A 13,835-nucleotide genomic window follows, 5' to 3' on the forward strand; every position below is an offset into this window, starting at 1 on the left:
CGAGGAGACGCACTTTCATGACCGCCATCGGACAGGACACACTTGGCACGCGCGACATATTGCATGTCGAGGGCAAGGACATCGCCTTTTACTCGCTCAAGAAAGCCGCGGCGAAGCTGGGCGACGTCTCCCGCCTGCCCTTCTCGATGAAGGTGCTGCTGGAAAACCTGCTCCGCTTTGAAGATGGCGTCACCGTCACGGTGGAGGACATCAAGGCGATCATCGAATGGCAGAAGGACAGGGGCAAGGCCGAGCGCGAGATCCAGTATCGCCCGGCCCGCGTGCTGCTCCAGGATTTCACCGGCGTCCCCTGCGTCGTCGATCTCGCCGCGATGCGCGACGCGATGAACGCGCTGGGTGCCGACGCCGGCAAGATCAACCCGCAAGTCCCCGTCCATCTCGTCATCGACCATAGCGTCATGGTCGATGAATTCGGCACGCCCAAGGCGTTCGAGCAGAATGTGGAAATCGAATATCAGCGCAATATGGAGCGCTACGACTTCCTCAAATGGGGCAGCAAGTCTCTCGCCAATTTCTACGCCGTTCCCCCCGGCACCGGCATCTGCCATCAGGTCAATCTGGAAAATATCGCGCAGGCCGTCTGGTCCTCGGTCGATGCCGACGGCAAGCTGGTCGCCTATCCCGACACCTGCGTCGGCACCGACAGCCACACCACGATGATCAATGGCCTCGGCGTCCTTGGCTGGGGCGTGGGCGGCATCGAAGCGGAAGCCGCGATGCTCGGCCAGCCCGTTTCCATGCTCATCCCCGAAGTCGTCGGCTTCAAATTCACCGGCGAGTTGCAGGAAGGCGTGACCGCCACCGACCTCGTCCTCACCGCCACCCAGATGCTGCGTGCGCGCGGCGTTGTCGGTCGCTTCGTCGAATATTTCGGCCCCGGTCTCGCCAGCCTGTCGCTCGCCGACCGCGCGACGCTCGCCAATATGGCCCCGGAATATGGCGCGACCTGCGGCTTCTTCGGCATTGACGACAAAACGCTCGACTATATGCGCCTGACCGGCCGCAGCGATGATAACATCGCGCTGGTCGAAGCCTATGCCAAGGAGCAGGGCTTCTGGATCGACCCGTCAGCCGATCTGGTATTCACCGACACGCTGGAACTGGACTTGGCCACAGTCGTCCCCAGCCTGGCCGGTCCCAAACGCCCGCAGGACCGCGTATCGCTGCCGCAAGTCGATGACGTATTCAACGCCGACCTCGTCAACACCTACAAGAAGGCGCAGCAGCGCGTGCCGGTGGAGGGCAAGGATTTCGACATTGGCGACGGCGACGTCACCATCGCCGCGATCACCAGCTGCACCAACACCTCCAACCCCGGAGTCATGGTCGCTGCGGGCCTTGTCGCCAAGAAGGCGAACGAACTGGGCCTCAAGCCCAAGCCCTGGGTCAAGACCTCGCTCGCGCCAGGCAGCCAGGTCGTCACCGACTATCTGGAAAAGGCCGGTCTCCAGTCGCATCTCGACGCGATCGGCTTCAACCTGGTCGGCTATGGCTGCACCACCTGCATCGGCAATAGCGGCCCGCTGGCCCCTCCGATCAGCGCCGCGATCAACGACAATGGCCTGGTCGCCGCTGCCGTCATTTCCGGCAACCGCAACTTTGAAGGCCGCGTCTCGCCTGACGTGCGCGCCAACTTCCTGGCCTCGCCCCCGCTCGTCGTCGCCTATGCGCTCAAAGGCACGGTGATCGAGGATTTCATCACCACCCCCATCGGCGTCAGCAGCGCGGGCAACGACGTTTATCTGAAAGACATTTGGCCCACCAATGACGAGGTCGCATCGACCATGGCGGGCTGCATGGACCGCGCCATGTTCCAGGCGCGCTACGCCAATGTCTATAAGGGCGACGCCCATTGGCAGGCGATCGACGTCACCGGCAGCGACACTTATAGCTGGCGCGCAGGCTCCACCTATGTCGCCAACCCGCCCTATTTCGAGGGATTGAGCATGACCCCGGCACCGGTCACCGACATCATCGAAGCTAAACCCCTGGCGATCTTCGGCGATTCGATCACCACCGACCACATCTCGCCCGCAGGCTCGATCAAGGCGTCCAGCCCCGCCGGCAAGTGGCTGTCCGAACATCAGGTCGCCCAGGCCGATTATAACAGCTATGGCGCGCGGCGCGGCCATCATGAAGTCATGATGCGCGGCACCTTCGCCAATATCCGCATCAAGAATCTGATGCTGGACGGCGTCGAAGGCGGCATGACCAGCTACAAGGGCGAAACCCTGCCCATCTATGACGCGGCGATGAAGCATAAGGCCGATGGCACCCCGCTGGTCGTCATCGGCGGCAAGGAATATGGCACCGGATCGTCACGCGACTGGGCGGCGAAAGGCACCAACCTGCTCGGCGTCCGTTCGGTCATCGTCGAAAGTTTCGAGCGTATCCACCGCTCCAACCTGGTCGGCATGGGCGTGCTGCCGCTCCAGTTCAAAAATGGCGACACGCGCGACACGCTGGGCCTGAACGGCGACGAAAGCTTCACCATCACCGGTGTCGCGGACCTGAAGCCTCGTCAGGATGTGGACGTGCTGGTCACCCGCGCCGACGGATCGACCTTCACCTTCACCGCGCTCTGCCGGATCGATACGATCAACGAGCTGGAATATTTCCTGAACGGCGGCATCCTCCAATATGTGCTGCGCAAGCTGGCCGCTTGATCGCATCACAGGCTGAGCTAAGGCAGAAGGGCGCTTCCCACCGGGCAGCGCCCTTTTTCCTGTCAGGGGCAGCGATGAACATCTTGGTTGAAATCGTCGGCTGGACCGGCGCGCTGCTCGTGCTGGGCGCCTATCTTGGCGTATCGAGCGGGCGTCTGACCGGCGAATCGGCGGCGTTCCAATGGCTCAATGCGCTGGGCGCGGCCTTCTTCGTCCTCAACACCTGGTGGCACGGCGCGATTCCGTCGATGGTCCTCAACATCATCTGGAGCGGCATCGGCTTCGTCGCGCTGTGGCGGATCGCCCGGCGGGATCGGGGCGTGCGCGAATAGGTCCGTTTTCCCGCCCCCAAGAAAGGCTGGGCTGGCGGGCGTTCTTCACCTTGGCTAGCATCGCCGCACAATGAAAAGAGCGCTCATCGTCCGCCATGTTCCCCGCGAAGGGGCCGCGGGATATCTCCAGCCGATCGAAGCGGCGGGCTATCATATCGACCGGGTCGATGTGGCCAGCCCGGATTTTGCAGGCGTCGATCTGTGCGAACCGGACTTGCTGATCATGATGGGCGGGCCGATGGGCGTTTATGAAGCCGACGTCCACCCCTGGATTCCGATGCAGATCGACAAGCTCGCCGCCCGGCTGGACCGCGACCGGCCGACGCTGGGCGTATGCCTGGGTAGCCAGATGATCGCCGCGGCCTTGGGCGCGCCAGTCTATCCGGGCGGCCGAATGGAGCTGGGCTTTGCGCCCGTGACCGTGAACGAGACCGGCGCGCAATCGCCGCTCCGCCATATGGATGGCGTGCCGGTGCTGCACTGGCACAGCGACACGTTCGACCTGCCCGATGGCGTCGACCTGCTCGCCTCGACCGACCTCTACGCGCATCAGGCCTTCCGCCGCGGCCCCAATCTGCTGGCGCTGCAATTCCACGCCGAAATGGGCGAGGATGCCCGCTTCGACGAATGGCTGACACATTTCTGGGCCGATCTGGACGTCGCGGGCCAGTGCGGCATCGCCCTGCGGCAGGACCATGACGATCACGGCCCCGGCGCGGTGGCGGCGGGCCGCGCGATGATCAGCGAATGGCTGGCAGGGGTCAAAGCATAGCGCGCTTGATCTTGTCCCCGATTTCGCATTAACTCCGACAAATGAAAACTCTCCATTGGAACGCCAGTCGCCGCACCCTGCTGACCGTGGGGATCGCAGGAGTAGCCGGGGCCACATCCGCACGGGTCAACGCCGCGCCACAGCGACGCGATCGATCGCTCGCCCCGCGCCCGCCCATGGGCTGGAACAGCTGGAACAGCTTTGCCACCACCATCACCGAAGCGCAGGCACGCGAAACTGCCGGGATCATGGCCGATAAGTTGCTCCCCTTTGGCTATGATATCTTCACCGTCGATATCCAATGGTATGAACCCGAAGCCTCCAGCTACACCTATAATGCCAAACCCAAACCCGCGATGGACGCCTATGGACGCATGATACCCGCGCCCAATCGCTTTCCGTCCAGTGCCAATGGGCGCGGCTTTGCGCCGCTGGCAAAGGCGGTGCATGATCTGGGCCTGCGATTCGGCATCCATGTCATGCGCGGCATCCCGCGCGCGGCGGTCGAGCAAAATCTGCCGATCCTGGGAACGTCCTACCGCGCGGCCGATATCGCAGACCAAGCCAGCCTCTGCTCATGGAACCCGGACATGTATGGCGTCGACATGGCCCGCCCCGGCGCACAGGCCTATTATGACAGCATCTTCCGCCTCTATGCCGATTGGGGCGTCGATTTCGTCAAGATGGACGATATGAGCCGCCCCTATGACGCCCATGCAGCGGAGATCGAGGCCGCGCACAAGGCGATCCTGGCCAGCGGACGACCGATCATCCTCAGCCTCTCACCGGGCGAAACCCCGGTGATCCGGGGCGATCATGTCCGCCGCTTCGCACAAATGTGGCGTATCTCCGATGACTTCTGGGACGATTGGGCGATGCTGGAGGCGCAATTTACCCGGCTGGAAAATTGGACCCCCTACCGCGGCCCGGACAGTTGGCCCGATGCCGACATGCTGCCGCTGGGTCGGCTGGCGCTGGGTGAACGGGACACGCGCTTCACCCCGGACGAGCAGCGCACGCTGATGACGCTCTGGGCGATCGCCCGTTCGCCGCTGATCATGGGCGGCGATCTGCGCCATCTGGATAGCGCGACATTGGCGCTGCTGACCAATCGCGACGTGCTGGCGGTCAATCAGGCCAGCCATGGCAACTGTCCGCATTTCGTCGAAGATGGCGTGCGTATCTGGTCGGCATGGGCGGACGGCGGCACCGATCGCTTTGTCGCTTTGTTCAACACCGGCGACAAGTCGCGCGAGGTCGGCATCAAGTTGAGCGACCTGGAGATCAGCGGGCCGGTCGCCGTGCATGACCTGTGGGAGGGCAAGGCGCTGGCACGGCAGGCGGAGCGCATCTCGGCGATGCTGCCGCCGCACGGCGCCGCCCTCTACCGGCTGCGTTGAACCAACACGGGTTTAGCGCCGCGCCGCCGCGCTTGCGTCCCGCACCGCCTTGAACTCCGACCCCGGCTTCCACTGCGGCCAGCGGGTCGATTTCGCGAGGTCGCGGCCGATGTCGAACATCAGCTCCACATCCTGCGCCGCGCCGTCCAGCTTCCATGTCGCGTCGACCGCGTCACAGGCCTGATGATAGCATTGGCCGGTATAGGCATCGACCCAGGCCTGTCCGGCGACGCGCCCGCCCTCGACCAGATCGGACGCGCCTGCAATCCCCATCAGCAGCAGCACCGGCACGCCGCGCTTGGCCATGGAGAAATGATCGGCGCGATAGAACAGCCCGCGCTCAGGCAGGCTTTCGGGCGTCACGACCCGGCCCTGCGAGGCGGCAGCCTTGCCCAGATCATCCTCCAGCGTCCCCTGCCCCTTGCCGACCAGGATGACGTCCTTCGCCTTGCCAGCGGTCTGGAGAATGTCGAGGGTCAGGTTGGCGACGGTCTTGTCGAGCGGCCAGACCGGGTTCAGCGCATAATGTTCGGACCCCAGCAATCCCCGCTCCTCGGCGGTCCAGGCGGCGAACAGGACGCTCCGGTCGGGCGCAGGGCCAGCCTTGAAGGCGCGGGCAATCTCGAACAACCCGGCGATGCCCAGCGCGTCGTCATTGGCCCCGGCGCGATAGACACGCCCCTGCGCGTCTGGCGCACCCTTGCCATAGGCGTCCCAATGCGCGCCATACATCACCGTCTCATCGGGCCGCTTGGTGCCGGGGATGCGGGCGAGGACGTTGGCGCTCTTGACGATGTCCTGCGTCACCGGGAAGGCAGCTGAGAAGCTGGTCCCCTTCAACTCAACGGCACGAAAGCGCTTCGACCGCGCCTGCTTGCGCAGCACCGCCAAATCCAGACCCGCGCCCGAAAACAGCTTTGCCGCCGCACTCCCTTCGATCCAGCCCTGCAACTGGAGGCTGGTCAGCTTGCCCGGCGCACGGACCAGATCGTAATTTTCGCCGCCCGGACTGATCACCACATTCCAGCCATAGCCAGCGCCTGCCGTATCATGGACTATCAGCGCCCCGATCGCCCCGCGCCGGGCAGCTTCTTCGAACTTGTAGGTCCAGCGGCCATAATAGGTCATCGTCCGGTCGCCGAATTTGCCGATCGCATCGTCGCCCTTGGCGGCCTCGAAATCCGGGTCGTTGATCAGAAAGACCGCGATCTTGCCCTTCAGGTCCACGCCCTTGAAATCATCCCATCCGCGTTCGGGGGCGGAGACGCCATAGCCGACAAACACCAAAGGCGCGGCGCTGATTGAGACCTTGTCCTTGGGCTGGAGGGTGGAGAGATAGACGTCCTTCCCCGCGGTCCACGGCGTCGCGGCATCACCCTGCTTCAGGCCCAGCGTCTCGGCCTTGCCCAGCCTGGTGTGGAGCAACGGCACGCTCTGCACCCATTGCCCATCCGGCCCGCCCGGCTCCAGCCCCAGCGCCTGGAACCGGCCGACCAGATAGCCGATCGTCCGCTCCTCCCCGACAGTGCCGGGCGCGCGTCCCTCGAACAGGTCGGACGCCAATATACGGACCGATTGTTCGAGCTGCTGCGGCGCGACCGTCTGGGCGTGAGCAGGAAAAGCGAGGAGGCTCAGGGCCAGGAAAGCACGGGTCATGGCAAGGGCTTAGCCCCTGCCCGGCATCAGGGAAAGGGTCGTCAGAATTCGATGTCGAGTTCTTCCACCTCGTCCGGCTCGACCCGCGCCTCGTCGATCCATTCGCGCATGATGTCCCAGCTGTTGATCGTCCGGCAATAGGCCGCCGCCGTCGCCGACACCGGCACGGCATAGGTCAGGAAGCGTTCGGCCACCGGCGCGAACATGGCGTCGGCGACGGTCGGCTTTTCGCCGAACAGCCACGGCCCGCCATAGCTGTCCAGACATTCGGCCCAGATCGTTTCGATCCGTTCGATGTCGGGCTTGGCACCCGAAAAGATCGGAAATTTGGCGTGCCGGACCTTCAGGTTCATCGGCAGGGCGGAGCGAAGATTGGCAAAGCCCGAATGAATTTCCCCCGACACCGACCGGCAATGGGCGCGGGCGATCCGGTCAGCGGGATACATGCCCGCGTCCGGGTACAGCTCATGCAGATATTCGGCGATCGCCAGCGTGTCCCACACGCTCGCCCCTTCATGCGTCAGCCGCGGCACCAGCACGGAGGGCGAGAGCAGCAACAGCTCAGCGCGATTTTCCGCATCGTCCAGCGCGATCAGCTTTTCTTCGACCTTCAGTCCCGCGATGCGACACAGCAACCAACCACGCAGCGACCAGGACGAATAATTTTTACTGGATAGAGTGAGTTGTGCGACAGCCATGACATTCCCTCCGGTCAGCCTTAACCTACATTTATGATGATGCGGTGCAACATATAATCCGTGTATAGCGTTGCATACGTAAACCGATTCGGATGGACGGATTGAACAAGGCGCGCTTATAGTCATGCGAATGCTGTACAGTGGTTATCAGGCGTGGAACGATATGCTGGCGCCGGCACGCTTCGGGGCGCAGATTGCGCTGGGGATGCGCGACAAGATGGGGCCGATGGCCGACTGGGCCATGCCGCGCCGTATGTTCGCGCTGATGGATGTGTTCCAGGGCGCGCGCGTCACGCACAAGCGTCCGGCCTATGCGATTACATCGGTGCGCAGCGGCAATGCCGATGTCGCGGTGCGCGAGGAGATTGTCGCCGACCTGCCCTTTGGCGACCTGCTGCATTTCGTGAAGGATGAGGTAGAGACCGCCCAGCCGCGCGTGCTGGTGGTGGCGCCGATGTCGGGTCATTTCTCCACCTTGCTGCGCAGCACGGTGGTGACCCTGCTCCAGGACCATGACGTCTATATTACCGACTGGAAAAATGCCCGCGACGTGCCGCTGGAGGCGGGGCGCTTCGGCTTTGAGGATTATGTCGATTATATCATCCAGTTTTTCCAGACGATGGGCCCCGGCGCGCACCTGCTGTCGGTGTGCCAGCCCTGCGTCCCTGCGCTCGCAGCCGTGGCGGTCATGGCCGAGGATAAAGACCCGGCAACGCCCAAATCGATGACGCTGATGGGCGGGCCGATCGACACGCGGGTCGCGCCGACCGTGGTCAATGACCTCGCCAATGACAAGCCGATCGACTGGTTCGAGAAGAATCTCATTTCCACCGTGCCGTTCCGCTATGCCGGGCGCGGGCGCGAAGTCTATCCGGGGTTCCTGCAACTCTCCGCCTTCATGGCGATGAACATGGAACGGCACGGGTCGCAGCATCGCGAACTCTATCAGTTGCTCGCCGACGGCAAGACGGTCGAGGCGGACAAGATCAAGACCTTCTACGAGGAATATTTCGCGGTCCTGGACATGACCAAGGAATTCTACCTCGAAACCGTCGACCTAGTGTTCCAGCGCACCCTGCTGGCCAAGGGCGAGTTGATGCACCGCGGCCGCCCGGTCAATCCGGGCGCGATCCGCAAGACCGCGCTGCTGACGGTCGAGGGCGAGAAGGACGATGTCTGCGCCGTGGGCCAGACCGCGGCGGCGCACACGCTCTGCACGGGCCTTCGCCCGCACCTCAAACGCCATCATTTGCAGCCGGGCGTCGGCCATTATGGCGTCTTTTCCGGCAGCAAATGGGAAAAGCAGGTCTATCCGCAGGTGCGGAACATGATCCTGTCGATGAACTGACGCCCCGGTCACGGGCAAGCGTCGGATAGGAGATGCGGGGCTTAGCTTCGCATATTTCCCGGCAATCATGATATTTTCGTGCGCAGCGCGGACAGGATATTACGCATCCTACCATGGCTGGTGCGCGCGCAACTTCGCAAACTTCGCCCATATCGCTTGTGGCGAATTTGGGTGAGGTTTGCCGGTCGGGTGTGCGGCGCGCGCGGTCGGCTGGTGGGTGTGAACGATGGGAAGGAGCCGGGCGCGCTTATAGCGGGCGGGGCGGGTGTAGGACAGCGCGCTGCCTCCCCCTCATCCAACTGCGCCTAACCTCACTGCGTTCGGTAAGGCTCCGTATCCTTCTCCCCCTTGGGGAGAAGGGGGTGATGACGCGGCTCTACCACTCATACGCCTTGGGCAGCGCGCCCTCGCCCGGCGTCGCATAGCGGTCGCGCAGCTTGGTCTGGCGGTTGTCGATCGGTTGCGGCACGCCATCGATCCACACCGCGATCGGGGCGGACGTCATTTCCAGCGGGTCGCCGTCCCACAGTACGACATCCCCGGCCCGCCCGACCTTGAGCGATCCGATGCGATCGCCAAGCCCCATGGCTTCGGCGGGCGCGCTGCTGATCGTGCGGAGCGCCTGCCCCCAGCTAAGGCCCGTGGCGCCCGGCACCTTGTTCAGGGCTACCATATTGCCCGCCTGTTGGGTCGCGAGGCGCAGTTGCAACCCCTCGTCCCGGTCCATCAGCCCCATGGAGACGGCGACGCCCGCCTTCACCATGCGCCCGACATTGCTCTGGGTCGCGGCGAGCTTTTCGAAGCTGGAGGGGAGATCGTCCAGGCCACCCGCGATGACCGGCACCTTGGCGGCGGCGATTTGCGGTGCGACCATCCAGCCTTCGGCGGCACCGGCGATGATGATCTTGAGCGCAGGGAAATCCTGCCGCAGCGACAGGACGGTCACTATGTCGCGCGCGCTTTCGACATGGACCATCAGCGGCATCGCGCCGGTGACGACCGGCACCAGCGCTTCGGCGTCCACACGGTTGAGCAGCGCATCCTTCGACCGCCCGTCATAGCTGGCGGGGGCTTTGGCAAATAACTGCGCCTCGCGCAGCATGGTCTTGAAGGTCAGGATCGCGGCGGGGCGGCTGCCGCCAGCGTCCTTGGCCCCTTCCTCGCCCAGTTCGACATATTGGAAGGCGCGCGCCTTCGTGATCGCGTTCATGTCCGCGCCCAGGTCCACCACAGCGCCTTGCCCGGCGAAAATGCCGGTGCCGGTCGAGGGGACGACGACGGCACGGGTGATCCCCGCCGTGCGGCTGATCGCGATCGGGTTTGCGAGCGGGTTGATCGCAGGCGCCACGTCGATCGCAGCGGAGAAGGGTGAGCGGGCGCTGGCGTCGTTGGTTTCATTGACGGCAGGGACTTCGACCAGACCGACGCGGGAATAGCCGGAGACCAGACCGGGCGTCACCCATTTGCCGCCCGCGTCGATGGTCTTGGTGCCGGGCGGAATGGCGATGCCTGCGCCAGCGGCGGTCACCTTGCCAGCGCTGATGAGGACGGTGCCGTTGCGGATGGGTTCGGAGCCGTCACCAATGGCGAGGGTCGCGCCGGTGATGGCGAGGGACTGGGCAAGGGCGGGGGTCGAGAGGACAAACAACAATGCCACCAACACCGTTCGGGCTGAGCCCTTCGTCTGCCTGCCAAGGCAGGCGCTCAGGATAAACTTGCCTACGGCAAGTCGAAGCCTTCTGCTGAGCGAAGCGAAGCTGCCTCGCTGCGCTCGGCACAGCCCTTCGACTTCGCTCAGGGCGAACGGATTGTTGTTGGGACGGCTCATTTCACATCTCCCGCGCCGATCTGGCCGAGTTCAAAGTCGCTGACCGGGCGCAGTTTGGGATTGGCGCTGTCGTAGAGCAAAGCCCCGTCGATCCACACTTTCTCCGGCCGCGTATAGGTGCTGAACGGATTGCCGTTCCACAACACCACGTCGGCCATCTTGCCGACTTTCAGGCTGCCGGTCTGCTCCGCGATACCCATGGCGCGGGCGGGATTGATGGCGAGCCAGGTCCACGCCACCTCGTCCGCGATGGCGATCCCCATGCGGCGGCCAGCGCCCAGCGCCTTGGCCGCCTCCTGATTCAATCGCTGGATGCCATTTTCATCATCGCTATGGACGATGGTGCAGGCGCCCGCCCGGTGGACCAGCGGGATATTCTCCTTGATCCCGTCATAGGCCTCCATCTTGAAGCCATACCAGTCGCCCCACAGCGCCGAACAGACACCATTGTCGCGCAGCAGGTCGGCGATCTTGTATGCCTCGACTGCGTGGTGGAAGGCGGTGACCTTGTAGCCGAACTCCTTGCCCATATCGATGACATTGGCCATTTCGTCGGCGCGATAGCAGTGATTGTGGACGAGGATCTTGCCCTCCAGCACATCGGCCAGCGTCTCCAGCCCCAGGTCGCGGGTCTGGTCTTTCCCGGCGGCGCGTTTCTTCTGATATTCGCGCGCCTTGATCCAGGTCTGGCGGTTGACCGCCATATTGCCCATGCGGGTGGACGGCTCGCGGCCCTTGGAGCCATAGACGCGCTTGGGATTTTCGCCGCACGCCATTTTCAGGCCATAAGGCGCACCGGGGAATTTCATCCCCTGCATGGTGCGGGCGGGGACGTTTTTCAGCGTCACGCTGCGCCCGCCAAACAGATTGGCCGATCCGGGCAGGATTTGCAGGCTGGTGACCCCGCCATTGGCCAGCGCCCGCCCGAACCCGGCGTCCTGCGGCCAGATACTATGTTCGGCCCACACATGGGCGGTGACCGGCGCAGTCGCTTCATTACCGTCGGACAGCGCGTCCACGCTGGGGCTGGGATAGTCGCCCAGATGGCTGTGAATGTCGATCACGCCCGGCGTCACATATTTGCCCGTGCCGTCGAACACCGCGATGTCGGCGGGGATAGGCGTGTCCGGGCCGCCGATCGCAGTCACCTTGCCATCGGACAGGAAAATGACGCCATTGTCGATCCGGCCCCCCTCCCCGTCGAAAATGGTCGCGCCGCGAATGGCCGTGGCGACGCCGGGATAGGCTTTGTAGGTGGAGGGATAGGGATTGTCCGGTTCGGCCGAACTGCCCTGCGTCGGGGCGGGCGCGTCCTTCTCCTTCTTCGCACCGGCAGGCGTTGTGGCGCTGGCCAGCAGCGCCGCGATCAGCATCATCCTCATGCCCCGATTCATGGCTTATCCTCCGCGCCGATCGTGTCGAGATGCATCAGCCGCTTGATCACGGGCGAAATGAGCAGCACCAGCACGCCCACCCCCATCGAAAACCAGCCGATGCGGGTATAGACGCCCAGCACCTGAGTGACGCCATCCGCGTCACCGCTGCCGGTCGCGCGGGCGATCAGGCCAGCGATGAAATTGCCCGCTGCCATGGCCAGGAACCATGTCCCCATCACCAGCCCGACCATGTTAGGCACCGACAGCCGCGTCATCGCCGACAGGCCGACGGGGGAGAAGCACAGCTCCGCCATGGTGTGGAACAGGTAGATGAGGATGACGAACAGCAACGGGGTCAGATCCTCCCCCGCCATCGCCGCGCCCGCGACCAGCACCAGAAAACCCGCTCCGCACAGGATCAGGCCGATGCCGAATTTGGCGGGAGAGGATGGTTCGAGGCGGCGCTTGTCGAGGAAGGTCCACAGTAGCGCGAACAAAGGCGCCAGCAGGATGATGAAGATCGAATTGACCGACTGGAACATGGACGCGGGAATATCCCAGCCCAGCACATTGCGATCGACATTGCGGTCGGTGAAGATGTTGAGCGACGATCCGGTCTGTTCAAACAGACCCCAGAACAGCGGGTTGAGCGCGATCAGGAAAAGCGCGGCAAACATGCGGTCGCGGTCGACCTTCCCCAGCGTGCCAAGCGTGCGCCAGACGATATAGATGACCGTCAACGCCGCGAAGGCCAGCAAGGCATAGCCCAGCAATTCGGCATAGCGAATGACGAACCAGATCGCGACGACGCCCAGTATCGCGCCCAGATAGATGGTCCATTCCTGACTGACGCCCGCCACCGCAGGCGCGCGCAATTGTTGCGGCGCGGGCGGCTCGCCCTTGCCCAGCAGCCAGGGGGTGAGCCAGACGAACATCACAAGGCCCAGCAACATGCCGACCCCGGCCGCGCCAAAGCCCCAGCCCCAGCCCATCGTTTCCCCCAGCAGGCCGCAGACCAGCGGGCCGATCGCCCCGCCCGCATTGATGCCCATGTAAAAGATGGAGAAAGCCGGATCGCGCCGCGCATCATCGCGCGGATAGAGCTCGCCCACCAGCACCGAGATATTGGCCTTGAGGAACCCGGTGCCAACGATGATGCTGGCCAGCGCCAGATAGAAACCGTTGAGATAGACCGGGTCTTGCCCCCCCGGTCCCTCCGTCACCGCGATCAGGAAATGGCCGAAAGCGATGAACAGCCCGCCCGCCAGCACCGCCTTGCGCGGCCCCAGGAAACGGTCGGCCAGATAGCCGCCGATGACCGGAGTGATATAGACCAGCGAGGTATAGGCTCCGTAGAGCAGATAGGCCTTGTCCTCGCCAAACAGGAAATGTTTGGTGAGGTAGAAGATCAGGATCGCGCGCATCCCATAATAGGAAAAGCGCTCCCACATCTCTGCGAAAAACAGCAGGAACAGCCCGCGCGGATGGCCAAGCCAGGTCTTGCCCGCTGCCGCCGCGCCAGAAATTGAGGTCGCCATCAGCTACCCTTGTCTTTTATGTGTGCCGGTCCGCCGAACGGGGACCAGAGGATGGCGCGAGACTAGAGGCAAAATCGCATCTGTCAAAATTCCACACCGTTCGTCCCCCGCCTTCGCGGGGGCAGGCTCTGAGTAGCCGCTGAGCTTGTCGAAGCGGCGTATCGAAGGATTGCGCACCATGCTTCGATATGAGCCTTCGA

10 protein-coding genes are annotated in these 13,835 nt (G+C 63.8%); 5 read left to right on the top strand and 5 right to left on the bottom strand.

Translation table 11 applies throughout. The features are described from left to right. Positions 1-17: 17 nt before the first annotated feature. The 4 genes from acnA (at position 18) to ACODR8_RS05055 (ending at position 5,191) form a co-directional block, all read left to right on the top strand. Entirely contained in the window at positions 18-2,687 is a 2,670-nt protein-coding gene (acnA, locus tag ACODR8_RS05040; protein WP_489006242.1) for an aconitate hydratase AcnA, read from the top strand. Between the two features lie 74 nt (positions 2,688-2,761). Beyond that, positions 2,762-3,019: a CBU_0592 family membrane protein gene (locus tag ACODR8_RS05045; RefSeq protein ID WP_119745396.1), complete on the top strand. Its 258-nt coding sequence runs from the start codon at positions 2,762-2,764 to the stop codon at positions 3,017-3,019. Between the two features lie 70 nt (positions 3,020-3,089). Continuing rightward, positions 3,090-3,791, top strand: a complete 702-nt coding sequence (locus ACODR8_RS05050; protein ID WP_489006243.1) for a glutamine amidotransferase — start codon at positions 3,090-3,092, stop codon at positions 3,789-3,791. A 41-nt stretch (positions 3,792-3,832) separates the two neighbouring features. Then, positions 3,833-5,191 carry a glycoside hydrolase family 27 protein gene (locus tag ACODR8_RS05055; protein ID WP_489006244.1) on the top strand — a complete coding sequence of 453 codons (1,359 nt, stop codon included), beginning with the start codon at positions 3,833-3,835 and terminating at the stop codon, positions 5,189-5,191. A gap of 12 nt (positions 5,192-5,203) precedes the next feature. On the opposite strand, the gene ACODR8_RS05060 is transcribed toward ACODR8_RS05055, so the two are convergent. Further along, positions 5,204-6,847 (bottom strand): M28 family metallopeptidase, encoded by a 1,644-nt coding sequence (locus ACODR8_RS05060; protein WP_489006245.1) that lies wholly within the window; start codon positions 6,845-6,847, stop codon positions 5,204-5,206. 41 nt (positions 6,848-6,888) lie between these two features. Continuing rightward, entirely contained in the window at positions 6,889-7,545 is a 657-nt protein-coding gene (locus ACODR8_RS05065) for a glutathione S-transferase (RefSeq protein WP_294132306.1), read from the bottom strand. Between the two features lie 124 nt (positions 7,546-7,669). Between ACODR8_RS05065 and ACODR8_RS05070 the strand changes: the two genes are divergently transcribed. Further along, a complete protein-coding gene (locus ACODR8_RS05070; protein WP_489006246.1) occupies positions 7,670-8,893 on the top strand; it encodes a polyhydroxyalkanoate depolymerase in 1,224 nt (407 codons plus the stop codon). Between the two features lie 376 nt (positions 8,894-9,269). Here ACODR8_RS05070 and ACODR8_RS05075 read toward each other — a convergent pair whose 3' ends face one another. The 3 genes from ACODR8_RS05075 to ACODR8_RS05085 all read right to left on the bottom strand — a co-directional run bounded on the left by ACODR8_RS05075 (position 9,270) and on the right by ACODR8_RS05085 (position 13,635). Then, positions 9,270-10,550, bottom strand: a complete 1,281-nt coding sequence (locus ACODR8_RS05075) for an amidohydrolase family protein (RefSeq protein ID WP_489006247.1) — start codon at positions 10,548-10,550, stop codon at positions 9,270-9,272. A gap of 167 nt (positions 10,551-10,717) precedes the next feature. Further along, positions 10,718-12,103: an amidohydrolase gene (locus ACODR8_RS05080; RefSeq protein WP_489006483.1), complete on the bottom strand. Its 1,386-nt coding sequence runs from the start codon at positions 12,101-12,103 to the stop codon at positions 10,718-10,720. 8 nt (positions 12,104-12,111) lie between these two features. After that, entirely contained in the window at positions 12,112-13,635 is a 1,524-nt protein-coding gene (locus ACODR8_RS05085; protein WP_489006248.1) for a peptide MFS transporter, read from the bottom strand. Positions 13,636-13,835 lie beyond the last annotated feature (200 nt).

The sequence above is a fragment of the Sphingobium sp. FG58 genome (assembly GCF_057809055.1).

What these genes read in the sequence shown, in the direction of transcription:
- ACODR8_RS05070 (WP_489006246.1), top strand. Translation starts at nt 7,670, where the DNA reads ATGCGAATGCTGTACAGTGGTTATCAGGCGTGGAACGATATGCTGGCG.
- ACODR8_RS05050 (WP_489006243.1), top strand. Translation starts at nt 3,090, where the DNA reads ATGAAAAGAGCGCTCATCGTCCGCCATGTTCCCCGCGAAGGGGCCGCG.
- acnA (WP_489006242.1), top strand. Translation starts at nt 18, where the DNA reads ATGACCGCCATCGGACAGGACACACTTGGCACGCGCGACATATTGCAT.
- ACODR8_RS05060 (WP_489006245.1), bottom strand. Translation starts at nt 6,847, where the DNA reads ATGACCCGTGCTTTCCTGGCCCTGAGCCTCCTCGCTTTTCCTGCTCAC.
- ACODR8_RS05080 (WP_489006483.1), bottom strand. Translation starts at nt 12,103, where the DNA reads ATGAGGATGATGCTGATCGCGGCGCTGCTGGCCAGCGCCACAACGCCT.
- ACODR8_RS05055 (WP_489006244.1), top strand. Translation starts at nt 3,833, where the DNA reads ATGAAAACTCTCCATTGGAACGCCAGTCGCCGCACCCTGCTGACCGTG.
- ACODR8_RS05045 (WP_119745396.1), top strand. Translation starts at nt 2,762, where the DNA reads ATGAACATCTTGGTTGAAATCGTCGGCTGGACCGGCGCGCTGCTCGTG.
- ACODR8_RS05085 (WP_489006248.1), bottom strand. Translation starts at nt 13,635, where the DNA reads ATGGCGACCTCAATTTCTGGCGCGGCGGCAGCGGGCAAGACCTGGCTT.
- ACODR8_RS05065 (WP_294132306.1), bottom strand. Translation starts at nt 7,545, where the DNA reads ATGGCTGTCGCACAACTCACTCTATCCAGTAAAAATTATTCGTCCTGG.